This is a genomic window from Coprobacter fastidiosus (assembly GCF_982245605.1).
Genome location: NZ_CEVCIF010000001.1, coordinates 118,227 through 144,408, shown reverse-complemented (window position 1 = coordinate 144,408; position 26,182 = coordinate 118,227). Strand labels below are relative to the sequence as shown.

Annotated in this window: 19 protein-coding genes; 6 read left to right on the top strand and 13 right to left on the bottom strand. The window is 39.3% G+C overall.

Features of this window, described 5'->3' with window-relative positions; all coding sequences use genetic code 11:
- Positions 1-199 precede the first annotated feature (199 nt).
- On the top strand, positions 200-2,824 hold the full coding sequence (locus tag AC0UMU_RS00535; protein WP_288639884.1) for a zinc-dependent metalloprotease: 2,625 nt from the start codon (positions 200-202) through the stop codon (positions 2,822-2,824).
- Between the two features lie 11 nt (positions 2,825-2,835).
- Positions 2,836-5,451, top strand: coding sequence for a zinc-dependent metalloprotease (locus AC0UMU_RS00530; protein WP_288639881.1), 2,616 nt, complete (start codon positions 2,836-2,838; stop codon positions 5,449-5,451).
- An 88-nt stretch (positions 5,452-5,539) separates the two neighbouring features.
- Here the strand turns inward: AC0UMU_RS00530 and argB are convergent, their stop codons facing one another.
- The 3 genes from argB to AC0UMU_RS00515 form a co-directional block, all read right to left on the bottom strand.
- Positions 5,540-6,310, bottom strand: a complete 771-nt coding sequence (argB, locus tag AC0UMU_RS00525; RefSeq protein ID WP_022601811.1) for an acetylglutamate kinase — start codon at positions 6,308-6,310, stop codon at positions 5,540-5,542.
- 3 nt (positions 6,311-6,313) lie between these two features.
- Positions 6,314-7,430 (bottom strand): peptide chain release factor 2 gene (prfB, locus tag AC0UMU_RS00520; RefSeq protein WP_122303684.1). Its coding sequence is split into 2 segments (ribosomal slippage): positions 6,314-7,366 and positions 7,368-7,430, totalling 1,116 coding nucleotides; the frame shifts between segments, so codons are not numbered across the junction.
- Between the two features lie 114 nt (positions 7,431-7,544).
- The gene (locus AC0UMU_RS00515) at positions 7,545-9,356 is read right to left on the bottom strand and encodes an AMP-dependent synthetase/ligase (RefSeq protein ID WP_009317937.1); all 1,812 of its coding nucleotides are present in this window, start codon (positions 9,354-9,356) and stop codon (positions 7,545-7,547) included.
- Between the two features lie 189 nt (positions 9,357-9,545).
- Between AC0UMU_RS00515 and AC0UMU_RS00510 the strand changes: the two genes are divergently transcribed.
- Positions 9,546-10,625 carry a M20 family metallo-hydrolase gene (locus AC0UMU_RS00510; RefSeq protein WP_009317938.1) on the top strand — a complete coding sequence of 360 codons (1,080 nt, stop codon included), beginning with the start codon at positions 9,546-9,548 and terminating at the stop codon, positions 10,623-10,625.
- A 47-nt stretch (positions 10,626-10,672) separates the two neighbouring features.
- On the opposite strand, the gene AC0UMU_RS00505 is transcribed toward AC0UMU_RS00510, so the two are convergent.
- Positions 10,673-11,683: a glycosyltransferase family 2 protein gene (locus AC0UMU_RS00505; RefSeq protein WP_009317940.1), complete on the bottom strand. Its 1,011-nt coding sequence runs from the start codon at positions 11,681-11,683 to the stop codon at positions 10,673-10,675.
- 92 nt (positions 11,684-11,775) lie between these two features.
- Here AC0UMU_RS00505 and AC0UMU_RS00500 point away from each other — a divergent pair, with 92 nt between their 5' ends.
- Complete coding sequence (locus AC0UMU_RS00500) at positions 11,776-12,879, top strand: glycosyltransferase (protein WP_009317942.1); 1,104 nt, start codon at positions 11,776-11,778, stop codon at positions 12,877-12,879.
- A gap of 1 nt (position 12,880) precedes the next feature.
- Here AC0UMU_RS00500 and AC0UMU_RS00495 read toward each other — a convergent pair whose 3' ends face one another.
- From AC0UMU_RS00495 to dut, 9 genes are read right to left on the bottom strand one after another with little or no spacing between them, the layout of a single operon-like run.
- Positions 12,881-13,696 carry a glycosyltransferase gene (locus tag AC0UMU_RS00495; protein WP_009317944.1) on the bottom strand — a complete coding sequence of 272 codons (816 nt, stop codon included), beginning with the start codon at positions 13,694-13,696 and terminating at the stop codon, positions 12,881-12,883.
- 15 nt (positions 13,697-13,711) lie between these two features.
- Positions 13,712-14,677 (bottom strand): glycosyltransferase family 2 protein, encoded by a 966-nt coding sequence (locus AC0UMU_RS00490; RefSeq protein ID WP_009317946.1) that lies wholly within the window; start codon positions 14,675-14,677, stop codon positions 13,712-13,714.
- A gap of 9 nt (positions 14,678-14,686) precedes the next feature.
- On the bottom strand, positions 14,687-16,177 hold the full coding sequence (locus AC0UMU_RS00485; RefSeq protein WP_009317947.1) for an O-antigen translocase: 1,491 nt from the start codon (positions 16,175-16,177) through the stop codon (positions 14,687-14,689).
- A gap of 9 nt (positions 16,178-16,186) precedes the next feature.
- Positions 16,187-17,920 carry a hypothetical protein gene (locus tag AC0UMU_RS00480; RefSeq protein WP_022390080.1) on the bottom strand — a complete coding sequence of 578 codons (1,734 nt, stop codon included), beginning with the start codon at positions 17,918-17,920 and terminating at the stop codon, positions 16,187-16,189.
- Between the two features lie 26 nt (positions 17,921-17,946).
- Complete coding sequence (locus AC0UMU_RS00475; protein WP_278714959.1) at positions 17,947-18,891, bottom strand: GNAT family N-acetyltransferase; 945 nt, start codon at positions 18,889-18,891, stop codon at positions 17,947-17,949.
- A 12-nt stretch (positions 18,892-18,903) separates the two neighbouring features.
- Positions 18,904-20,208 carry a murein hydrolase activator EnvC family protein gene (locus AC0UMU_RS00470; RefSeq protein ID WP_278714961.1) on the bottom strand — a complete coding sequence of 435 codons (1,305 nt, stop codon included), beginning with the start codon at positions 20,206-20,208 and terminating at the stop codon, positions 18,904-18,906.
- Positions 20,205-21,035 (bottom strand): lipoprotein insertase outer membrane protein LolB1, encoded by an 831-nt coding sequence (lolB1, locus tag AC0UMU_RS00465; protein WP_278714963.1) that lies wholly within the window; start codon positions 21,033-21,035, stop codon positions 20,205-20,207. The genes AC0UMU_RS00470 and lolB1 overlap by 4 nt, the downstream gene beginning before the upstream one ends.
- Positions 21,032-22,780 carry a tetratricopeptide repeat protein gene (locus AC0UMU_RS00460; protein ID WP_022390084.1) on the bottom strand — a complete coding sequence of 583 codons (1,749 nt, stop codon included), beginning with the start codon at positions 22,778-22,780 and terminating at the stop codon, positions 21,032-21,034. The genes lolB1 and AC0UMU_RS00460 overlap by 4 nt, the downstream gene beginning before the upstream one ends.
- Positions 22,781-22,810: 30 nt before the next feature.
- A complete protein-coding gene (gene dut, locus AC0UMU_RS00455; RefSeq protein WP_022390085.1) occupies positions 22,811-23,251 on the bottom strand; it encodes a dUTP diphosphatase in 441 nt (146 codons plus the stop codon).
- A 300-nt stretch (positions 23,252-23,551) separates the two neighbouring features.
- Between dut and dgt the strand changes: the two genes are divergently transcribed.
- Positions 23,552-24,880 (top strand): dGTP triphosphohydrolase, encoded by a 1,329-nt coding sequence (gene dgt, locus AC0UMU_RS00450; RefSeq protein ID WP_288639897.1) that lies wholly within the window; start codon positions 23,552-23,554, stop codon positions 24,878-24,880.
- A 16-nt stretch (positions 24,881-24,896) separates the two neighbouring features.
- Positions 24,897-26,129, top strand: coding sequence for a TPM domain-containing protein (locus tag AC0UMU_RS00445; RefSeq protein WP_288639877.1), 1,233 nt, complete (start codon positions 24,897-24,899; stop codon positions 26,127-26,129).
- Positions 26,130-26,182 lie beyond the last annotated feature (53 nt).

Here is a 26,182-nt window from a genome sequence, read left to right as displayed (position 1 = left end):
TACAATCCGATAGTAAAAATTTATTATTTGCTTCTATATTAATAATTAATTTCATAATCATATCGAATATGATTATTATGTTTCTGCTTGAAAAAAACTTTTAATGTACAGAAAGATAAAGAATAATAGTTTAATTTTGCTTTTGCATATTAATGGATAGCCTGTATTTCTTGACTCAAAATCAATAATCAACTATATAATGATAAAAGTAAACAAATTGTTGTTGATCCTGACATGCAGTTTTGCGTTCGGATTATATCAGCCGGAATGCTCGGCAGGTATTTTTAAGAAAAAGAAAAAAAATGAGGCGAACAAAGAAGCTGTTAAAGAAAAGAGTGAATACGACAAATTCTTTTCTGAAAAGCATACGACTGTAAACGGCTTGATAAAGATGCACAAAATGAAAGGGAAACTGTATTTCGAACTCCCGATAAATCTTTTAAACCGCGATATGCTTTTAGGATCGACGGTCTCCGAGATCAGTGATAATGCAAATGCAATTATCGGTTCTAAACCGACAGATCCGATTCATTTCCGATTTTCAAAAATGAATGATATTATCTGCATGAATCTTGTTCAATCAGAAAACATAAATTCCGATCAAGATGAAAATATTCAACGCTCCATTGCAAAAAGTAACATAGATGCGATATTAGAAACTTTCAAAATTTCGGTCTATACACCGGATAGCAGTGCAGTAGTATTTGACGTAACAGATTTTTTTGTAGGGGACAATAAGTTGATGACTCCATTCGACAAATATAGCGCCAATCTGAGTTGGGGCATGAGAAGATCAGAAATCTTTCAAAAAGATAAATCGAGTTTAGGAGAAATAAAAGCCTTTCCCGACAACGTTTTAATTCGTAGTAATCTGTCTTATACATATACCATTTCGGGTAGCCGCGGAACATCAGCAAAGGACATTCCGTTCACAGCATTGATGACTCGGTCTATCATTCTGTTGGAAGAAACCCCATATCGCCCCCGCATTACAGATAGCAGAATAGCCATATTTCCCGTACAAATAACCGATTATTCTGCAAAAGAGCAAAAAACCAAAAACATATATTATGCCTATCGATGGCGGCTCGAACCTTCGGATATGGAAGCTTACAAACGCGGAGAAAAAGTCGAACCTAAAAAACCGATTGTTTTTTATATAGACAACAACTTCCCGGAAAAATGGCGTAAATATATTAAAGAAGGTGTAAATCAATGGAACGAACTATTTTCGGAAATCGGATTTAAAAATGCTATCAAAGCTGTCGATTTCCCTGAAAACGATCCGGAATTCGATCCCGATAACATCAAATATTCCTGTATCCGTTATGCTCCGATTGCCATAGAAAATGCAATGGGTCCCTCATGGGTAGATCCGCGTAGCGGAGAAATTCTAAGTGCCTCGGTCTATTTATACCACGATGCAATAGAATTATTAAATAATTGGTTATTCATCCAAACATCTCAAGCTGATAAACGGGTGCGACATACGCTTATTCCGGACGAGATCATCGGAGACGGATTGCGTTATGTTATCTCACATGAAGTCGGACACTGTTTAGGTTTTATGCATAACATGAGTGCGTCTTCCGTAATTCCCGTCGATTCATTACGGTCTCCCTCATTTACACAAAAATACGGTACGACGACGTCTATCATGGACTACGCCCGATTCAACTATGTAGCACAGCCGGGAGACATGGAGAGGGGAGTAAAATTAACTCCACCCCGTTTTGGAGAATATGACCGTTTTCTTGTCAAATGGAACTATACACCGTTACCTAACACATCGACAGCTAAAGATGAATATAAGATAACATCTAAATGGATCTCAGAGTTATCCGGGAATCCTATATACCGTTACGGGAAACAGCAAGGACAGATTATCGATCCGAAATCCCAGACAGAAGATTTAGGCGATAATGCAATGAAAGCGAGCGAATACGGCATAAAAAATTTAAAATACATTCTGGAAAATCTAAACAATTGGGTGGACAAAGAAGATCCCGATTATTCTTACCGAACTTCTATTTATAATGGAGTAATCATGCAGTATCTCACTTATTTAATGCATGTTTACGGTAATGTAGGCGGTATTTATTTAAATGAGAAACATGTAGGAGATAAGGTTGAAGCGGTGATGAGTGTGCCTGCCGAGAAACAAAAAGCTGCCGTAAAATTCCTGTTAGACCAAATATCCTCTATGGACTGGATCGATAACAAAGAACTGATGAAAGAAATATCCCTGATGGGGTCTCCTGCAGATTTGTTGAGAAATGAAGTTATGAAAGCTGTTATCGCCTCTCCGAATAAAGTAGAATTATCCGCACTCAAAGCAGAGAAAAACGCTTATACTGTAACAGACTGTTTAGAAGATGTTTATCAATATGTATGGAAACCTACCTTATCCGGCGAAAAACTATCCGAGAATCAAATAAAAATGCAAAATCTTTTTGTGAAATATGTAGGAATCGGCGCCGGAATAAAAATCGGGAAAGAAGCCAAAACAAAATCTTTGTCAGGAGAAGGATTCATCGGTATTCCAGATTTCTTGAGAGGGTCATCTCCAATAGCCCACAGCTCTTTCTGTTCATGTCGTCCGGATGCATCCAAACATGTGGAAAATGTTTCTTTGAATCCGGTTGCCGGATACGAACCGTCATCGGCAACTTACTTTATTGCTCGCCCGCAAGATGGATTATATTACGGCTATTTGCTTAAAATACGGAATATTTTGAAAGGGAAAATAAATCATCCAGACAAAAACACCCGGTTGCACTACCAGTTGTTATTGCATAATCTTGATAATTCATTGAAGTTATAAGGAGTTTGAAAATGAACAATATAAAACTAATCATAATATTAATATATCTTTTCACCGCCGCAGGAATGCCTGATGCCTCTGCTCGTAAAAAGAAGAATAAACAAAGTGCAAAAACAGAAGAGGTAAAAGATATCTCAAAATACGAGAAACTGTTCAAAGATAAAAAACATATTCAGGCAAAGGGGCTCTTCACCATGCATTTGGCAGAGGGAAAAGTCTATATGGAGGTTCCTGTCGGTACGCTCGGACAACGAATGCTGATGGGATCGACGGTAGAAAAAATCAGCGATCCATTAGAATCCTCCGTAGGAGCTCAGCCGATGCCTCCTATACAAGTCATTTTCGAAAAATCGGATTCCCTCATCAATATTTGTAAAATCAATGAGAAAATTAAAATTTTCGATAAAGAGAAAAAAGGCCAGTCCGCAATTGCTAAAAGTCAGATTGGAGCGGTCATTGCATCTTTCCCGATTGCAGCATACTCCCCGGACAGTTCAGCTATAGTATTTGAAGCAACATCATTTTTCATCAACGATGATAAGTCTCTCGATCCCTTAGACCCTAAAGCCTATAATAGTCTGGAAGGATATGTAAAAAGAACCGGAACATTTAAACGCAACAGATCTCAAATCGCAAGCGTAGAAGCCTATCCGGATAATGCATCGGTAACAAGTTGCTTAAGTTATTCTGTTTCTCTTTCTCTATTCGGAATTTTTAAAATGGTAGAAGACAAACCTTTGACAGCCTTAGTAAAACGAACTTTCCTGAAACTTCCGGATGAAGGATTCATATCTCGCGAAGCAGATGCCCGAGTCGGGACTGCTTACTCCCAATATATTGAATTTTCAGGAGACCAGCAAGGCTCAAGAAACAGGTACTATGCCAACCGCTGGCGATTAGAACCTAAAGATAAAGATGCTTTCCTATCTGGAAAACTCTCTGAACCACAAAAACCTATAGTTTTTTACGTAGATAATACTTTCCCTGAAAAATGGCAGGAATATATCTCTCGCAGCGTAGCGCAATGGAATAAAGCATTTGAGAAAATCGGATATAAAGATGCTATCCGTACAAAAATATATCCGCAAAATGATTCAACTTTCAACGACACGAATTTGAAATATTCTTGTATTCGTTATGTCATTTCTCCATCCGAAGGAATCAATGATAATGTATGGACCGATCCTCGCACCGGAGAAATTATCAGTGCAAATATTTATATTTGTCATAATCTCCCGATGCAAATTCAGAGAGATCGGCTATTACAAACCGCAGCTTACGACAAAAGTGCTCGTACGTTGACTTTGAACGAAGAAGATTTTGGAAAAGCATTTGTCTCCATGCTGATGCGTAACATAGGTCACTGCCTGGGTCTGACCGACAATTTGGCCGGATCGGCAGCATATTCTACCGACTCTCTGCGTTCTGCCGGTTTCACAAAAGAAAAAGGCCTCAGCTCATCGGTAATGGACGATCTGACATTCAACTATCTGCTATCTGCCGATCATTATAAAAAAGGGGACTCATGGTGTCAGGAGTCGATCGGAGAATATGATTATTGGGCTATACGATGGCTATACGGATCTTTTTCTAATGCTGATACTCCTGAAAAAGAATCTGCTATGCTGAAAAAACTGGTATCGGAGAAATCAGGAAATCCGGTTTACATGTACGGGAAACGACAAAACAGAAGAGCTTTTTACGATCCTCGATCTATGTCAAGAGATTTAGGAAACAATGCCGTTGAATCTGTGGGGTTTGCCTTTAAAAATTTGTCCGAAGTAATTGCCGGCATGAATAATTGGATCGACAAACAGGATTATGACTATTCTTTCCGAAAAGTAATTTACGGATATATAATCAATCAAGTATATGATTATATGATACATGTTTTTCAAAATGTAGGAGGAATTTATATAAATGAAAAATATGCAGGAGATCCGAACCCTACATATCAATCCGTACCGAAAGAGATTCAAAAAAATTCGTTACTATGGATCATGCAACAAATCGAGGATTTAACTTGGTTAGACAATTCCGATTTAATTAAAAATTGCGGCCTTGAAAGTAACATTAGCAATTTTGCACAAAACTATTTCGGGAACTTTATTTTCGTACAACTAAATGCAATGGCATTGAGCGAAAGCAAATCAGATGATCCTTATACACAACTCGAAGCTGCTCGTGATGTAATGAATTTTTTAATGAAAGAATCTAATGCCGGAAAAATACCGAGTGACAACAAAATATCGTTGCAAAGCATGTTTGTAGATAATCTGATCCGATGGTCCAATTTGACAGGAAAAGTTTCCGAAACTTCATCTTCTTTCTCTTCAATATTAAGTTTGGCATTAAAAGATACAAATAAGAAAAACGTATTGCAATATTACGATTATATTCGAAAATATCCGGAACTTATAAATTCCACAACAGAGAATGAAGGAATGTCGGCAATGCAAAGCGTCCGCTTTAATGTCCTCCCGGAGCGCTCACATGAATGGTATGGAATGTTGCTTGATTTTAAATCATCTCTTCGAAATGCTGCGAATAAAGCTCCGACAGAAGAATTGAAAAATACTTACTTATACCAAATCTATAAAATAGATAAAGCTTTAAGTAAAGATTAAAAAACTGTTGTTACATAAAAATCCCTGATTTAGGACGGTTACCAAATCAGGGATTCATTTTTCATACCTATTCCGATTTTATCGAATATCACTTTACAATACGTGTTCCCGTATCGGATAATATTGCCGAAGCTTGAGTAATAACGACCTCTTTAACTCCGGCATCAATCGCCTGAAAAGCATTTTCGAGTTTAGGAATCATTCCACCCTGAACAATCCCGTCTTGCACATATTGTTCGAACTGCACTCTATTAATAACCGGAATCACGCTATCATCATCATTTTCATCTTTCAAAACCCCTCTCTTCTCGAAACAGAAAACCAAAGTCACATCAAAATACGCAGCAAGAGCCTTTGCGGCTTCTCCGGCAATAGTATCGGCATTCGTATTCAATAATTGACCCTTTCCGTCATGCGTAAGCGGAGCTAAAACCGGCACGACTCCCGTACGAATCAACGTAGCCAGCATATCGCCACGTACTTTCTTTACATCCCCGACAAAACCGTAATCCACTTCTTTTACAGGGCGCTTTTCAGATCTGATAATATCCATATCCGCACCGGTCATTCCCAGTGCATTTACAGACAAAGACTGCAATCCCGCAACAATATTCTTACTCACCAAGCCTCCGTAAACCATCGTTACGACTTTTAACGTCTCCGCATCCGTAACTCGTCGGCCATTTACCATTACGCTTTCAAGCCCCAACTGAGCAGCAACTTTAGTCGCTGAACGTCCTCCTCCATGTACCAAAACTTTATGTCCGGGAATTTGAGCAAAAGTTTTTAACAGACTCTGTAAAGTATCGGGTTCTTCTACAATTTTACCCCCGACTTTTATCAATGTCAATTTTTCCATTTTCTAAACATTTTCTCCACCGAATTCCATTAAATAAGCTTTTATAAAAGCATCGATATTCCCATCCATTACCCCTTGTACATCGGAAGTTTGATAATTGGTTCTGTGATCTTTAACCCGTCTGTCATCAAACACATAACTGCGTATTTGCGATCCCCATTCGATCTTTTTCTTTCCGGCCTCGATCTTTTCCTGTTCCGCCATACGGTGCTTCAGTTCTTTATCATATAAGATAGACCGCAGTTGGCGCAAAGCATTTTCCTTATTTTTCGGTTGGTCTCGAGTCTCGGTATTTTCGATCAAGATCTCCTCTTCTTCTCCGGTATAAGGATCTTTATATTGATACCGTAAACGCACACCGGATTCAACTTTATTTACATTTTGTCCTCCAGCACCTCCCGAACGGAATGTATCCCACGAGATGCAAGCCTGACTGATCTCTACTTCGATAGTATCATCGACCAAAGGTGTTACAAAAGCCGAGGCAAACGATGTCATACGTTTACCTTGAGCATTAAAGGGTGAAACACGCACTAAACGATGCACTCCGTTCTCACTCTTTAAATATCCATATACATAATCTCCTTCGATCTGTATCGTAACACTCTTAATTCCGGCTTCATCTCCCTCGAGCAGATTCGAAATCGAGGCTTTATAGCCATGAGACTCACACCAGCGCAAATACATACGCATCAACATAGAAGCCCAATCCTGACTTTCCGTTCCTCCTGCACCTGAATTGATTTTCAGAACAGCCCCCAATTTATCTTCTTCTCTACGAAGCATATTCCGCAATTCAAGATTCTCAATTAAAGTGATCGTCCTTGCATAAATCTCATCCAACTCTGATTCTGTAATCACCTCTTCCTTTACAAAATCAAAAGCAATTTTCAATTCGTCCACTGATTTTGCAACCTCATCATAACTTTCTATCCAGAATTTAAGATCTTTCACTTTTTTCATCTGGACTTCGGCTTTTTTTCGGTCATCCCAAAAATCCGGTACATGAGTTCTCAGTTCTTCCTCTTCGACCTGAATCAATTTCGCATCGATGTCAAAGATACCTCCTCAACGCCAACTTGCGTTCTTCCGTCTCTTTTAGTTGTTCTGTCGTAATCATTTCTTAACTCAAATATATTAACCAAATTAAAGTACGCCGTACTGCGCAAGTTTCATAATACAATCGACTTCACGCAACACGGCGTTTACAAATTACTGCTTCAATAAGCAACTATTACATATACATAGCTTCTATCTCGGCACGATAGAGCTGATTGATAACCGGTCTCCTGATTTTCAAGGTATTCGTCAGCTCACCGGTTTCCATACTGAATGCACGAGGCAGCAACGTAAAACGTTTGATCTGTTCGAATCGTGCAAAATTAGCCTGCAATTCCGAGATACGCTCTTGTATCAATTTCTGAATACTTTGATTCTTAACCAATTCCTCCAAATTTCGATATTGTATCTGCTTTTGAGCCGCATATTCTTTTAATGCTTCATAAGCCGGAATAATAATCGCCGTTACATATTTACGCTGATCCCCGATAACAGCGACTTGATCGATATACTTATCTTCTCCCAACTTTGTTTCGATAGCTTGCGGAGCTATGTATTTACCGGTCGATGTCTTAAATAAATCTTTAATACGTTCGGTCAATACTAATGATCCTTCAGCATTCAATTTCCCGGCATCTCCGGTTTTGAACCATCCGTCTTTCGTAAAAACTTTTGCCGTCTCTTCCGGTTTTTTATAATACCCCTTCATGACAGTACCGCCCTTTACCAAAATTTCGTTATCCTCACCCATTTTCACCTGAATACCGGGCAGAGTAGTACCTACTGTTCCGAATTCGTAGCCCGAAATCTCAAAACAAGTTACCGTGGCGGTTGTTTCCGAAAGTCCGTATCCGTATATGATATTTATGCCGCAAGAATGCAAAAATTCATTTATCGTATCTGATAAAGGCGCTCCGGCAGTCGGAAATATATTTCCGTTTTCAACACCTATCGCCTTCCTTATTTTAGATAAAACCAATTTATCCCAAAGACGATATCGGCACTCTAAAAAGAAAGGCACTTTTTTCTCTAAACGAAGAAAATCTATATTTCGCTTTCGACCGGTTTCCACAGCCTTCATCATCATTATTCGTTGAATGCCTTTACTTGTAGAAATTTTTTCCTGCACAGCCGTATAGACTTTCTCCCAAAAACGAGGGACACTACACATAATAGTAGGACGAACCTCTTTTATAATCGACTGTATTTCATCAGGTTTTTGATTTATAACTACTCGGATACCCTTCACCAGACAAAAATAAGTCCATGCACGTTCAAAGATATGAGTCAACGGCAAAAAACATAAAGAAATATCTTTCTCAGAAACCATTTTCAACCTTTGAATATGAATACGCATAGCCTCATTGAAGTTAGAGTTCGTAAGCATCACCCCTTTAGGTTCTCCTGTCGTTCCGGAAGTGTAAATAATACTTACTAAATCCTCATCCGAAGCACTCAGCATACGCTGTTCCAAAGTATAATGAAGAACGTTATCTGCCTGCTTACCGATCTTATACAAATCTTCGAAACGAATCGATATGGTATCATCCTCAGCCAATTTTACAGAAGGATCAAGAATAATGAGCTTTTCTAACGAAGTACAGTTTTTACGGGCAGCATAAGCATTATCATACTGAAATTGTCCTCCGACAAACAAAAAGCGGACTTCCGCTTCATTAATAATATACTCGATTTGGGATTGTGAACTGGTTGCATAAAGAGGTACAACTACTGCCCGGTTTTCGTATGCGGCAAAATCTATAATTAAACCTTCCGGTCTATTCTGCGTATAAGTCGCTATATTTTCCTGTTCTCGGACACCCATTGTAAGGAAAGCCAACGCAATAAGCTCTACCTGTTCCGAAAATTGAGTCCAAGAAGTGGATATCCATTTGTCATTCTCAAAATCTTTATGACGGAATACTTCCCGGTCACCATACTTCTCCGCTTGACTGCGCACCAACAGAGAAAAGTGTTTTATTGCCATATAATATATAAATAAAATCAGTTGCAAAGGTAATGATAAAAACCAAACGTTTACTATTTTAATAAGTTTTAAGGGAGAATAAGCCCTTTTACATAGAAAAACAATGATTTAATGCAGTTTGTTTTAACATTTTTCTTTAAACCCGAATTATTCATTACTTTTGTCAAGTTACCCAAACAAAAAGTCTAAATGAGTACTGACGAACTTTATTACCAGGCTATCGATCTTCTGAAAGAACTTATAGAAACTCCATCCATAAGCCGGGAAGAAAACAATGCGGCCAATGTTCTCGAACAATATTTAAAAAACATTTATCCCTACAAAAATCAAATTTTCAGGAAAGGGAATAATGTCTGGGCTGTTTCACCGCATTTTGACAAAAAACGTCCTACTCTCCTGCTCAATTCTCATATCGATACGGTAAAACCGGTATCCGGTTGGGAAAAAGAACCTTATACCGCCACGGAAACGGATGATCGAATCTTCGGATTGGGTAGTAACGATGCTGGAGCATCATTAGTAAGTCTATTGCATGTGTTCATTTTTCTCACCGAAAATCAACAACCTTATAATCTTATCTTTCTTGCATCTGCAGAAGAAGAAGTTTCGGGAAAAAACGGAATAGAGTCTGTATTACCGGAATTACCGACCATCTCTTTAGCTGTGGTAGGAGAACCCACAGGAATGCAGCCTGCCACAGGAGAAAAAGGATTGATGGTTCTCGATTGCTCGGTATATGGCAAATCGGGACACGCAGCACGGAATGAAGGAGAAAACGCAATATACAAAGCGTTAAAAATAATCGAGAATTTCCGAGATTTTCAATTCCCGAAAGTTTCAGAACAATTAGGAGCTGTAAAACTCAGCGTCACACAAGTTCAAGCGGGTACTCAACATAATGTAATACCCGACCGTTGCGACTTTGTAGTCGATGTCCGGACAAACGAACTCTATAAAAATGAAGAGGCATTCTCCATTTTGCAGAAAAACATCAACTGTGAAATGAAGGCCAGATCTTTCAGGCTCAATTCGTCAAAAATAGAACCGGATCATCCGATTATTATACGGGCAAAAATGTTAGGATTACAGCCTTTCGGATCTCCGACCCTTTCAGATCAGGCCTTAATGCCTTTTACCTCCGTAAAAATAGGTCCGGGAGATTCGGCACGATCACACACGGCAAACGAATTTATTTTGAAAAGCGAAATCAGAGAAGCAATCGATCTATACATAAAATTATTGGACAGGCTTTCTTTAGAGCCTGCCTAAATTTTGCTTACATCAGGGTTGAGAGTTTTTTCGGAGATGTTCCTCTGTTAAAAGATTTTCTCCGCTATTTTTCCGATAACCGGTGTGTCAATATACCTTTTCCACCATAAAATTCGTTTCGGAGTATATGTAAGAACCCTGAAAAAAGAATATTTCCAGTCATATCTGCGATAAGGCAAAGGATAAAGATTTATTTCTGTAAAAAAACTCAAGCACATTTTGATAAACTCATCATCCATACGTTTTCTGACTAACAATCTGATCACGCTTATTACCAGATAATCTATTTTTCTATCCAATCCGCTCCCGACAAAAGAATCAGACAATTCCTGACGATATATACATAATCCGTCAATCACCTTCATATTATCATAAAAGCGTTTTTCTTCATATTCTTTTCCCTGTTTATTGATTACAGACTCACTATTATAACAGTAATAATAAAGCAACACCGGCAAAAACGTAACCGTCTCGGCAACACAAAATGCCCGTGATACAAAATCCTCATCCGAATGTGCTATTTTTTCCTGAAATTTCAAGTTATTTTTAAGCACAAATCTTCGATTAAAAAAATATCCCCAAAGAATCCCCAACGGTTGCTGCATATTCATATATTCTGCACCGGACATCTCCCTGCAATAGGGCAACAATTGATTGCTATACGGTTTTTCATTTCCTTCCGAATCGACTTTTAAATAATCGAACCCGACAATATCTTGATCATATTGAGAAATCAGTAAAGACAGCAAATGAGAAAAAGATGCCGTATTGATATAATCATCAGCATCGACAAACATGATATAGCGACCTTTGGCATAATTCATCCCCAAATTCCGTGCTCCTCCCGGTCCGGCTTTTCGCCGGTGGTAAACATGCAACTGCGGTATTTGTCCTTCCATCTTCTGCAACAATTCCAGACTACGATCCGAAGAACTGTCGTCTACCGCTATAATCTCATAACTACCTTCTGGGACAGAAGAAGATATAATACTTTGCAAACATCTCTCTATATAGGATTCCGCATTATATACGGGGATAATAATACTGATCTCAAGCATAACTCAGGATTTGGAAACGAAGATACATTTTTTTCATGACTTTCCCATAAGCTGGATAAAAAAGCTATCTTTGTCAATAAATCGGAATATTGATGAAAATACTGCTATTAGGAGAAGCCAGTAATCTGCATTGGACTTTGTCTGAGGGTCTCCGATCTCTCGGACATAAAGTTACTGTCATATCTAACGGCAGCGTATGGATGAACAACAATCGCGACATCAATCTAAAACGTAAAAGTTATAGTTTTCCCGACACTCTACGCTATGCAGGATCGCTTATATACCATTTAAAAGACCTGACAGGATATGATATCGTACAAATCAATCATCCCTGCTTTCTCGATTTCAAAGCAAGCACTTGTTACAGAATATTCAGATTCCTCAAAAAGCACAATAAAAAGATCTTTTTAGGAGCTTTCGGAACAGATCACTATTGGGTAAAACATTGTCTCGATAAAAAGACATTCAGATACTCGGACTTTTACATAGGGGACAGTTTCAACACGTATATTCCTGGTAATGAAAAAACCATTCAGGAATGGATGACTGGTGAAAAAGCCGAAATAAATAAAAAAATGGCAGAAGAAGCAAACGGGATATCATGCTGCCTGTATGAATATTATATTTCTTATTATTCCGAATTTAAAGAAAAAGCCAAATACTTGCCCTTACCGATAAATCTGCAAGAACACCCGCTACGCAACATTCCGAAATACCCCGAACAGGTACAATTTTTTATCGGAATACAAAAAGACCGCAATGAATTAAAAGGGACAGACCGAATGCTCAATGTTCTGCAAAAACTGGCAAGAGATTATCCTGATATAGTAAAAATAGCCAAAGCCGTCTCTGTTCCTTATCAAGAATATAAGCAAATGATGTACGGATCGGACATTCTGCTCGATCAATTATATTCATATACTCCGGGGATGAACGGATTGATTGCCATGGCGAAAGGACTGGTCGTTATCGGAGGAGGAGAACCGGAAATGTACGATCTTATGGGAGAACAAGAAAACAGACCTATTATCAATGTTTTACCGGACGAACAGGATATTTACCAAAAAGCCGAATCATTGATAATGCATCGGGAATCGTTAGAACAACTATCTTTAAACAGTCGTCATTTCGTAGAAAAACATCATGATCATATCAAAGTAGCCGGAGAATACCTTCATTTCTGGGAATCCCGATAATCTATCTCGTCGCACGTTCATATAAAATACCCTTAACAAGCCAAATATAGTATTTGAAAGGCGATACCGGTCGTTTTTCTCCTTTTCTGAAAGCCTGCCAAGTAAATTTCACCATTGCCGGAAAAGCCAACCAGCCCTTAAAATGGTGGCACAACGCACCCATCGTCATTGCCGCACGCAAAGTAAAAGCACTACTATCGCCGTTAGACATACATGGATGAAGAACAATATATTTAGGGAAAAAACGAGCTTGCAACCCTTGTTTCAAACAGGCATCAACAAACATGAGTTCTTCTCCTCCGGATAACCGGGCACTTCCCAACCCGAACCGTTCGTCAAACCATATTCCTTTTTGCTTCACGGCTTCTACTCTAAAAGCTATCTCTCTGGAACAAGGAGCATATCCTTTCCATCGAGTATAAGCTCTCTCTATCGAAGGGTACTCTCTATACTCCGGTTCTCCATCAGGAGTCTTTGTTTTAAAAAATGCAAGGTCTATCTCTTCATGAGTGCGAAAAGTATCTAAAATCGTATCGAACGTATCTTCAAAATAAAAAAGGTCATCATCGGCAATAAGCGCTATTCCGTCATTGACAAATGTCATTACATGATTACGGTTTCGGCACAATCCCCTACCCGGTAAAGTAACTATCCGCACATCTTCCCGTCTCAACGCATCAGGAATAAGCGAGAGAAATTTCTCGTCACTATATTGAAAAGAAACGACATAACGTACATCTTCCCGCTCAGGTTTTAACAAATGTGGCACTCGTGTTATTCCTTCATCTAAGGTACAAACCAGAACATGTAATACCATAATTTCTAATTTTATTTATCGTTTTTTTACTCGACCCACCCACCGGTCAATCCGGTTGTACAGCCTCGGATTTATATAAAAAAGAAAACCTTCTATCCTATTCTTACATCCTCCGCGATGATACAATACATTACAAAATGATACTTTATAAGCCGATATACGTGCATAAAATACCTTTCGTTCTCTCACAGACAGGCTATCACTCAACCGCACTGCCGTACATATACAGTCTCCTACCATACGATTTATATATGATGCAACCTCATTATGCTCTTTACAGAAAATGATCAGACGTTCAGCTACCGTTATCAAATCAAGGCAACGTTGTAAAGACGCTTTTCGAGTCGTCGAGCCCGGACGGCAATATACATAATAAACAGGCTGGCGACTATATAAAACCGATTTAGCATAAAAGAGCGCACAAGGAATAAATTCAGTATCCTCATGAACAACCCCTTCTACAAAACGCAGCTTATGCCGTAACAATAATTCACGTCGCCACAGATAGAGGCAAATGGCCAAATTATTATTCAATACTTTGAAGAAATCGAGTCCGGAAAAAATTTTATCGGCAGGTGTATTTCTTAATTTTTCCTGAAAACTCTTTCCATCGGTATTTATACGATCTATCGCCAATACTTCGATACCATTATCATCGCACAATGCCAGCAGACGTCCCAAACAATTGGCTTCTATCCAATCGTCACTATCCACAAACCAAATATATTCACCCTGAGCCTTGCTCAATCCGTAATTACGGGCCGCCCCCTGTTTTTTATTACTCTGAGTCAATACGACAACGTTGGCATGCTCCATCGCATAACGTGATAAGATGACATTACTACTATCGGTCGAACCGTCATCTACAACGACAATTTCATAGCTATCGGCAGGTATATCTTGTCGCAAACAACTTTGCAAGCAACGATCTATATACTCCTCACCATTATATACCGGTATAATTATCGATAACTTCACCATAATATCAATCTATTTATCATCATTTTCGTCCGATTTATTCAACATTTTCCAACCGAGCCTTTTTTTCAGCATCGTTATTGAATAAATCACAGATATACCTGTAAACAACCACGCTGCCAACATATACCAGCCGGTTTGACCGAACCGGCAGAACGCAAATGCAGGCAGACAAATCGAAAGTACCGTTATCAACACTCGATAAAACGAATGCTCGAATCTCAATCTATAATATCGCCGGCACAAGAGCCACATACCTGTTCCGTAAAGAAAGAAATTCATCAAATAAGCGATGCCTATTCCCTCAAGTCCCCAAACCATATATGCCGTTATATTCAGAACAAAAGATACCGTATCAGAAAAAAATTCCGTAATCATAAATAATTTTCCAGCACCTTTTGCTAACACCACAAACCCCATAGTCCAGGAAACCGCTTTAAACAAAACTCCTATAATCGCCCAAGATATATAATCCCCTATCCGCAAAAAATCTGTTGTATAAAGAATCCTGATAATCCAAGACTGGCAAACAAGAAACAAGCAGACGACAGGCAGCAAAATAATCAATGAGGCTTCTGCCTGCCTCGAAACCTGTTCTCCGACCAGTTTCCGGTCATCGGCTATTGCAGCCAGACGAGGATAATATTCTGTTCCCATAGCCGTAAAGACCAACCCTACATAACGAGTTATCAAAGTATATCCTGAAGTATAGTACCCGACATCCGCCATACCGGAATGGGAGTTAAGCCAAGCTATAAAAAGATAATTCAATAACGTCGTTATAAAGCCGCTTATCGTCATATAGATGCCGAGCATAGCCATAGGTTTTCCTATATTCCACGTTTCTCCAGCCGATAATTTGGCTGCTCGTACCGGGACTCTCCGACTATAAATCCAAGTAAAAATCAAACTTGTCAAAGCAACAAGAATCAAAGAAGGCACAATACCCTCTATGCGCCAAAAATAATACATCGGCAGTGATAGCAATAATGCGGTAACAGCTCCCCAAACACTACTCTTGGCAAGAACCTTTATCCGTCCCAATCCCTGCAAGACAGCCTGCTCTCCCGAAGACAGGGCATTGAAAAGCAAAGCGCATGAAAGCCAAACGAACCCCCAAATATGCTGATCGTTGTCGAATGTCAAGCGGCTCAATAAGGGCGCAAACGACAAAACGATCACTGCCCCGGCCAAACCCACAAACCACGACCAACGCCGAACGACAGTTACCACTTCTGACAGCCGATGCTCGTTTTTCTGCGATACGGCTTTCGATACATCCCGTACCGTACTTTGACGCAAGCCCAATCCGGTAACGGCAGCAATCATCTCAAGCGCCGCATTGTATAAATTTATGATACCGACTCCTTCCGCCCCAAGCCATATTGCAATAAACTTTACCTTTACAAAGGAACAAATAATGCCGATAACCTGCACTCCACCGAATAACCCGGTAGATTTTACAATACGTCGATATGTTGAGACAGAGCCTTTTTCTGACATTATTATACTTTATTTTTCATATTTCGGAAGCCAGATTTCATAATAGCCGTTAGTCCAAATTTTAAGGTACTTATTCTTGTGCAAGAAACGATTTATCAACAGATTCTTTCCTTTATTCGCATCATTTGCCATATAATCATCCGAATAACCATCCGGCCAATCGATCCATAGTCCTTTGAATTTCTGAAGTACGACTACCGGAAGAGCCTGACGCTCTCTACCGGCACGGGATAAAGCCTCTTGTAGCAGATCTTTATCATATAAATAGAGCCAAGGATTATATGCATAGGGCTTTGTCTGTGTTAAATAATGCAACATCGGAGAATTATCATAAATCAATGTATAATCCCCTTCCGAAACATATCTGTCCAATGCGGAAAGCACTTCCTGAGATACAGAAGCCCTTTTTTGAGAAGTATAAATTCCTCTTAAAAAAAGATGATCGACCGAATAGATTTTCTTAAAACGCGATCCTTGATCGAAATAGGTATAACTTACATGTCTCTGAACCGATAAACAGACAAACAATATCAACAAAATCGATCCCGTTTTTCTCAGTATACGATTCGAAATTCCTCTCGAAACAGAGAGTTCCCGAACCTCCTTTTCCGAATAAGCTACAACCAACGGCAAAGTCAAAAACATCGAAAATCTACCCACGAGATCAACAGCTCCGTCACTCCCCAAAGGCTGAATAACCAGTAACATTCCGGCAGCTAAAGCCACAGTTTTTATAGACGACGGTTCTTTCCACAATAAAAACAAAACTGTAGCTAACGAAAGGAAATAAAGCAAATATAACGCTCCATAAAAATATAAAAAAGAAGCAAGAACAAGAAATGCAAAAATAGCGACTATTCTGATAAAAGTCTTATTCCTGAATCTCCTTATCAAATAAAAGAAACATATTCCCCAAAATGCAAAAAACAACCCGGTAAACCCTATTTCTAAATATTGTCTGACCGTTGTTCTGAACATCGAATAAATATTATGAGATGCCTCAGAAGATTGACCTATATGAAATATCCAATCGAGACATGTAAAGAAAGGGTGCAAATGACCGACTCTCCACATACACAAAAAAACCAAAAGTAGTGCTGAGAAATATCCCGTCAGAAAATAAGCTGCAGTACAGACAGCCCATTTGATTCCTTTCCTGAAAATCCAAGCTTCATAAAGAATTATTAAAACGAATACGACTCCAAGAACATTCGGAATCCGGGTAAATGCGTTCAGTGCAAATATCATCCCGGCCCCGATAATCCAGCCCTTACTATTTTCAGCACGTATTCCTTTTAACAACAAACCGATCCCCCCTACATACAATAACGCGCTGACATTATTATAATAAAGACTCGGCACATCATCGAAAATATACAGAACAGACATAGCTACCCCGACACGGATAGTCCAAAGCGGTAAGTAAGGTTTTAAAATACGACAGACAAACGCTGCTGTTAAAACAATTATCAAAACTCCGGCAAAACGCATCAATAGCAAACCGTCTTCAGGAAACAAAGCATAAAGCGATCCTCCCAATACGCCTGCAAACCAATACATAAATGCGTATGTAACCGATTCAGGATCATTAAAAATTTGCTGATAAAATGTCATAAAGAAACCTTCATCAGCAAAATCGAGACCTTGCGGAATAAATATGAGCTGGAACAAAAACAGAATCGATAAAAATACCCATTGCGGCATTCTCTCGATCGCCAATATCACATCACTTTTTCTTTCCATTCGTTTAAATCAAGGTTAATCTTCGGTTACCAACTCAATTCATACGTATCATATACGATGCCTCTTCCTCCGAATCCTTCTTTTTGAGCGATCAATCCGGAATTAAGAAAAGAACCTTTATTCTCTGTAGATTGTCCGAAATCAAAAACTTTCCTATCTGAATAGCGATCAGTAATCAGGTAGTGGAACAACAAGTCAAGAGCTCCGAATTCTTTCCCTTCTGGAGATGCGGATATATATTGCGAATGAACCCATTCATCCATCTCGAAAATCACACATCCGGCGACAACTCGTTCCCCTTTGCAAGCTGTAAATAACCGTATGTTATTCGGAAAACGTCCTTTCAGAAGGGACATTTCTTCTACGGTATGCACCGGCAGTCTATTATAACGATCCGACAAATTTTCAGACAACACCCGCCAAAAGTTTTCCAAATCAGAAGATTCCTGTACAACAATCCCGCAAGACAGAGCCCTTTTTATTCCGCGACGACGCAGTTGGCTGAAAGGAATCCTGCACGGAATAGAAACTGTCGTGGAAAGATTGCGAGCAACCAACCTCGCATTATTCCTGAATAATGCATATAAATCCTCTTGAGAAGGATAACGATGATAAATATCCGGTACGCATTTATAAACGAGCTTAGAAAAACCCTGTTCCGACAGCCAAGAGAACAACAGAGAAAAAATATTCAATACCCTATCTGCCGTACATTTTGAAGACAGCACCAGACCTCCGTACGTCAATCCTTGATGAGACCACAATACATCTCCTTCCCGATTAGCAGGCAACACGGCAATCAACTTTCCTTTATAACGGAATAACAAAGAATTATCGATAAATCTGTCTGAATGATAATCCATATAATTCCGAAAAAAAAGGAATGTTCCATTTCTGGAATTTGCAATAAAACAATCCCATTCAGGCTGTAAAGCCGGAATATATTGCTGTATTTCGATCCGGGTTTCCATATTGCCTGATTATTATTTATTCAACCACGGTTCAGGGTTAAGTTTAGTAGTCTCTTTCCAAAGCTGAAAATGCAATACGGTACGGTTATTTTCTTCCGGATCGGAATAAATTCTCCCGATAGATTGTCTCGTAGTCACTTTATCTCCGGCCTTTACAAACACTTCGCTAAGATTGGAATAGATCGTCAGGTAATTCCCGTGTCGGATAATGACCGAACTGTTATAACCCGGCATTACAAATACACGGGTAACCACACCATTGAAAACAGAACGGGCCGTTGTTCCCGGTGTCGTTTGTATATCTATACCGCTACTGTTTACCTGCACATATTTCAACTCTTGATGCTGTTGCTGTCCGAAATGTCCTACAATCATATATTTGCCGGATAAAGGCATAGGCAAACGTCCTTTATTCTGAGAAAAACTGTTCGACAACTCAAGTTCGTCCTTAGTCATGGCGTAACCGCCTTTTGTCTGAGATTTGCGAACCTCCCCAGCAGAAGCAGAAGCATTCTTCCCGGATTTTTTATCGGCGTTTGCCGCTTTTTTTGCCGCTTCCGCCGCACGTCTTGCTTCTTCTGCGGCTCTACGAGCCTCCTCGGCAATCAATTGTTCGATACGGCGATTCAAAGCTGCAGCCTGTTTTCTTTGGGCATTCAGTTCTTTCTGAAGTTCTTTTTCTTTCTTCTTAAGATCTGCCACAACCTCTTTCTGCGACTTCTCTTTCTGTTTCAACTTATTTGCAGCATCGGTACGCTTTCCCAACATCGCATTTTTTTCAGAACGAGTTTTAGCCAATTCGGCCTTTTTCTTTTCCAACTCTGCCTGTTGTTCGGATATCTTTATCGCCTCCTTTTTCCTCCAAGCCGAATATTCCCGCAAATAACGAATCCTTCGATAAGATTGATTTAAAGAATTCGATGAAAAAACAAACATCAAAGTTTCATAACCCGAATTTCTACCTGCAATTCCCCGGATAGCTTTGGCATAAGCCTCTTTCTTGGCATTCAAATCTTTCTCGAGTCGGGATATCGTTTCATTAATCTTTCTCTCTTGTTTATTAATATTCGAGATTTCGGCATTCAAAGCTGCGATCACTTCCTTATGTTTCGTTATCTCAGCCGTCAACTTGTTCAATTGATGCAAAGATTGGAGAGCCGACTTTTTCGTAGTCTTCAACTCCTTATCGGTCTTCGCAATAGATTGCAACGCTTCTTTCCTCTGTTTCTGCAAATCTTTTACTTTTTTAGACGATTGAGCAACAGAAGTCACGGCAACCACAGCCATCAAACAAATTATCAATATACGCTTTATCATTTCAAAAACATATTTAACAAATCACGTATCGGCACTTTTCTATATTGTGAAGACACCGAAAAATCTACGTTAAAAGTCTTGTTCCACTCGGGAGAAATATTCTCCATTTTAAGAGTCAAGTTTTTATTTCCTATTCCGCTTGTCCGGACCTCCATTTCCGAAGGAAACCAAAATTCCCCTTGATTCGTAAATTTCGAATAGCTCCATGTTATCTGCATCTGTCCGGATATATCCAAAGCTCGTGTTTCTCTTAAACGTGCCAACTCATCCAACTCGAATAAACAAGAAAAACGGGACAGATCTTTTATAGAAAAGCTCCAATCCGATTTTTCTTTCATCCAAGAAAAATTTCGGTAATCCGATATATCCAAACGATCTTTCCCCGGTAAAAAAGGTCTTCCCAAAAACAATGCTTGTATAGTAGAAAGAGACAAATCGACCGGTAATTTCGATTTATATGCCGCTATAGATTCCGCAACATAACGTTTTCCCATTTTATCCAAAATCCAAACACTGTCATTAGTTAGCCGCACACGGAACATTTCGATCCCTAAAAACGGTTGAACCGATATTTGTAAAATCTTATCCTTTATTATACGTACTGTCGCTTTACTTTTCAAATTTCCCGCACTTGTGGTTATCACAAAAGAAGTTTTCACAGAGTAAGACGTATAATCCGGACTATTCTTCAGACAATCGGAAAAAACACGTTTTTCCGACTCCGACTGTTCTCCGGATATTTTCATCTTTTCTCCGATATGGGAAGTCTTACATCCGACAAACAGAACTCCGAAAGCTATGGACACAGCCCAAATGAATCTTCTCATTCTTCGTAATATTTTTTATCTTTTATTTTCTGAGGCAACATTTTAGAATCGCTGCCTTTTTCAAGGGCATCATTCCAATACTCCAAAGCACCATCGACATCCCCCGTCATAAACAAAACGTCTCCATAATGTTCCAACAATGCAGCACTTTCATTTCCGCCCTTGTCCAATGCACTTTTTAAATATATTTTTGCCAGCGTATAATTTCCTTGTTGGAAAAATACCCATGCATACGTATCAAGATAAGTCGGATTATCAGGTTCTTGTTTAACAGCATCTCCGCTCATTCTTTCAGCCTTCGACAAATCTTTCTTCTGAAGAGCCAAATAATAACTGTAATTATTTAAAACCCCGATATTTCCGGGATTATATTCCAAAGCCTTATCGAATGCGGCATAAGCAGAATCCGGTTGCTGCGCCTGATAATAGGTATCGCCTATTTGTCCGTATAAATCAGAAATAAGGGCGCGATTTTCAGGATTGGTATGCTTTAAGCCGGTTCTTAATGTTGCAACAGCCTTATCATACTCTTTTTTCATCATATAGGACGAACCTAAATAGATATACAAAACAGCTTCATCGGGTAAATAAGAAAGAGCTTTTTCTCCTGCGACAATAGCATCGTCATATTTCTTCTGATCCAAAATAGCACCTATTAATTGCTGCCAATATTCCAAACGTACGGGAGCTAAATCTACAGCAATCTGCATCTGCGCAATGGCATCGTTCTTTTTCTGACGTATCCACAATACATCAGCATACAATTTATGAAGTTCCTCCTCTTGAGGATGCATTTCGAGCAATGCGGAAAACATCGAATCCGCTTGATCCAAATTCTCTTTTTTCTGCAACAACTCCGAAAGAAAACCGGTCAATATTTTCTGTTTAGTCTCCACATCCAGATTTTTACTCAGCAAAGCATCCAGAATTTGCTTCTGATAAGCTTCTTTATCCCCCTTCTTATTGTAATAGTTGGCTTTAGACACCATCAAATATGCATTGTCAGGCTCTATTTCACCGGCATGTTGATATACTTTCCAGGCATCTTCATCCCGATTCGAATCAAGATAAAGATCTCCCAACAAAATAAGATAAGTAATATCTTTCGGATGAGCATCGATCAAACGCTGCACTTCGGCAAAAGCCTTGTCATCTTGTTTTAAGGCCTTATACAGTTTTACTTTTTGAAGAATTATAGGTTCTACGACACCCATCGATTGTTCTAATTGATTATACGCATCTATGGCCTGCTGAAAATCGCCCTTTTGCGCATAAACCTCCGCCAACATATAATTCAACTCCGGCTTATTAGGATTATATTCGATCATCCGTCGAATCAGAGAAATCGCCTGCTCAGCATCACCGAGATTCTGAGCAAGATTGGCAGCCATAACATTATACCAATAGTTATCCGGACTTTTCTCCGCAGCTTCTTTTAAACAATCATACGCAAGCTGCGGCTTTTTTAAATGCAGGTAATAATTGGCTAAATTATATTTGACAACGGCACTCGACGTATCTATAGCAGCAGCTTGCTGCAACAAATCAAAAGCAGCATCCTGTTTCCCGAGATTTTTCATCCGGTCGGCTTCCAGAAAAAAATAGTCGAACTTACGTTGATCCGATTCAGACAAAACTCTTCCGACATCCGTTCGCTTTTTGCTGAAATTACGACTACTTCCGCAAGAAAAACAAACTGACAATAATGTCAAACAGAGCAATAAACGATAATCTATATATCTCATTTACAAAAAAAATTGTATACAAAAACACTTTTATTTTACACCCGTATGTCCAAAACCTCCTGCTCCTCGGTCGCTATCTTCAAGGGTTTGCACTTCGACCCAATCTACCCGACAATATTCTTTTACAACCATTTGACAGATGCGTTCACCATCATTAATGACAAAATCTTCATTCGAAAAATTAATCAAAATAATACCAATCTCTCCTCGATAATCGGCATCAATCGTACCCGGAGAATTGAGAATCCCTATTCCCTTTTTCAACGCCAGCCCACTACGAGGACGTATCTGGGCTTCATATCCTTCGGGAAGTTCGATATATAATCCCGTAGGAATCAGTACCCGCTGCATCGGTTTAAGTACCACAGGTTCATCCAAGTTAGCACGAATATCCATTCCTGCAGCGTGCTCCGTACCATATTCCGGCAATTTATGTCTCGACCGGTTAACTATCTTTACTTTAACTTCCATAATCAACAATTTCCTGTTTATTTCGATCGTGTTTTCATTATCGAAAACCCAATATATTAACTTGCGAAAATAACGAAATAACCTTAAACTATCTTGCTATTTTTTTATTTTTAATGCTTTCTCTGAACTATTTTCTATAAAAACAATCGATTTGCCTCAGTTATTTTGTATTTTTAATCTTGTCATAAATATCCGCTTCTAAATAAAGAGAAACGAGATCATTTATCGAGGTATTATTTTTTTTGTATTTTTGCCAAACAACATCGTATTCGAAACAAAATGAAATATACAGAATCCAGAATGTCTTGGGAGCGTTTACTCTCCTCTAAACGATTCGGATTGGAACGCTATCACGAAGAACGAAGACATTCACGTTCCGATTTTCAAAGAGACTATGACCGCCTTGTTTTTTCTGCTCCGTTCAGAAGATTGCAAAACAAGACCCAGGTATTTCCTCTTCCCGGAAGCGTATTTGTACATAACCGGTTAACTCACAGTCTCGAAGTTTCATGTGTCGGTAGATCATTAGGCAACAATGTTTCTTCCGTCCTATTTGAAAAGTATGCAAATGAACCTTGGGCCGGGAAATTACACGGTATCGGAGCTATTGTCGCTGCCGCCTGCCTGGCTCATGATATGGGCAACCCGCCTTTCGGACATTCCGGAGAAAGAGCTATCGCCACTTATTTTTCAGAAGGAAACGGTCTTAGCTTAAAAAATAAACTGGGAACAGACGAATGGAAAGACTTGACCCATTTTGAAGGGAATGCAAATGCTTTTCGATTACTGACTCATCAATTTAACGGACGACGGGCCGGTGGATTCGTTATGACTTATTCGACTCTGGCATCGATCGTAAAATACCCTTATGCATCGAACCTTGCAGGAAAAAGAGGAAAGTTCGGCTTTTTTACTTCCGAAGCCGATGATTTTGTCAAAGTAGCAGACACTTTAGGTATGCTGCGTATGGACATTCCCGGAATACGATACTGCCGACACCCGCTCGTTTACTTAGTAGAAGCAGCAGACGATATCTGTTATCAGGTAATGGATATAGAAGATGCACACAAGCTCAAAATATTAACGACCGAGAAAACAAAAGAACTGTTTCTCGGGTTCTTTTCGGGTTCTCGTTTGAAACACATTCAGGAAACGTTGAATATAGTATCGGACATCAACGAGCAAATCGCTTATTTACGCTCCTGCGTAGTAGGAGTATTGGTAGATGAATGCTCTCGAATTTTTTGTGAAAGAGAAGAGGAGCTTTTGAGAGGAGAATTCGATGGCGTACTTATAAACCACATTGGCGAAACTCCGCGAAATGCCTATAAAAATTGCTCCGATGTAGCTTATGAACACATCTACAAAGCTTCGGATGTTCTGGACATAGAACTTGCCGGTAACCGCATCATTTCTGTTCTATTGGATAAACTGATCGATGCGGTCATCAATCCCGGTAAAGCATATTCGCAACTGCTATTGAATAAAGTGCCGGGGCAATACGAAACCCGGGACGAAAATATCTATAAAAGAATTCAAGCCGTTATCGACTACATCTCCGGCATGACAGATGTATATGCGCTGGACTTATATCGAAAAATAAACGGAATGAGCCTTCCGGCTTTATAACCAACAACGAATAACAATGAAACGAATATATTTTTCCATACTGTCTTTTTTCCTTTTTTCTACGACATTACTTTTCGGAACAGAATACACCATCGAAACCGTCCCCAATGTGCATTTACAGAATGCCAAAGCATACGTAAGCAATCCGGATGCAATACTCTCCCCCTCGACAGAACAGCAAATAAACTTATTGCTGGACTCTCTTCAAACGAAAACAAGTGCTGAAATTGCCGTCGTAGCCGTAAATTCCATTGGGGATGCCGATATAAAGCAATTCGCTACCGCATTATTCGAACATTGGGGTATAGGAAAAAGGGAAAAAGACAACGGACTGTTGATATTATTCGTTTTAGACCAACGTAAAATCACATTCGAAACAGGATACGGATTGGAAGGTATTTTACCGGATGCCATCTGCAAACGCATCCAAACTCGATACATGCTTCCTGAATTTAAAACAGGGAATTACGATAAAGGAATGTTACAGGGATTGAATGCCATACATCACAGATTAAGTACTCCGGAAGCTCAAGATGAATTGTGGGTACAGAGTCAAACCGCACAAGAAGACTGGGGTAAAGTATTACAATATTATGCAATCACCTCTCTTTTATTTTCCATGATATTGCTTTTTATGATACGGTCTTCCGTGAAATCATCGAAAACGAAAGACAATTATGAGCAATATAGAGCTTTGTCAGGATATAAAAATACCTTAACCGTACTCTCTTTTATCTTCCCGGTTTTCGTATTATTCCTGTATATATGGGCTTCGATCCGATTAAAACAATTGAGAAACAAACCTCGGAAATGCGACCTATGCGGATCAAAAATGAGAAAACTCAATGAAGAGGAAGATAACCGTTATTTAACTCCGCAAGAAAACACCGAAGAAAAACTACAATCGGTCGATTATGATGTCTGGCTATGCGACCAGTGCGGAAATACAGAAGTTTATCCATACGAAAATCGTTATACCAAATACAGTTCCTGTCCGCAATGCCATGCAAAAGCTTACAGCTTAGATCGAGATCGCATACTAATCGCACCAACTCCGTTTTCAACCGGAACAGGTGAAAAAATATACCATTGTGCACACTGTAATTTCCAGAAAAAAAGCACTTACATAATACCTATGATCATCGTTGCATCCGGGAATAACCGAAGGGGCGGCGGTTTCGGAGGTTTTAGCGGAGGTAGTTTCGGAGGTGGCCGATCCGGAGGTGGAGGAGCGACATCCGGATGGTAATTTATATGCATATTTATTCTATATTATCTATTTTATGCAAATAGAAATATTCT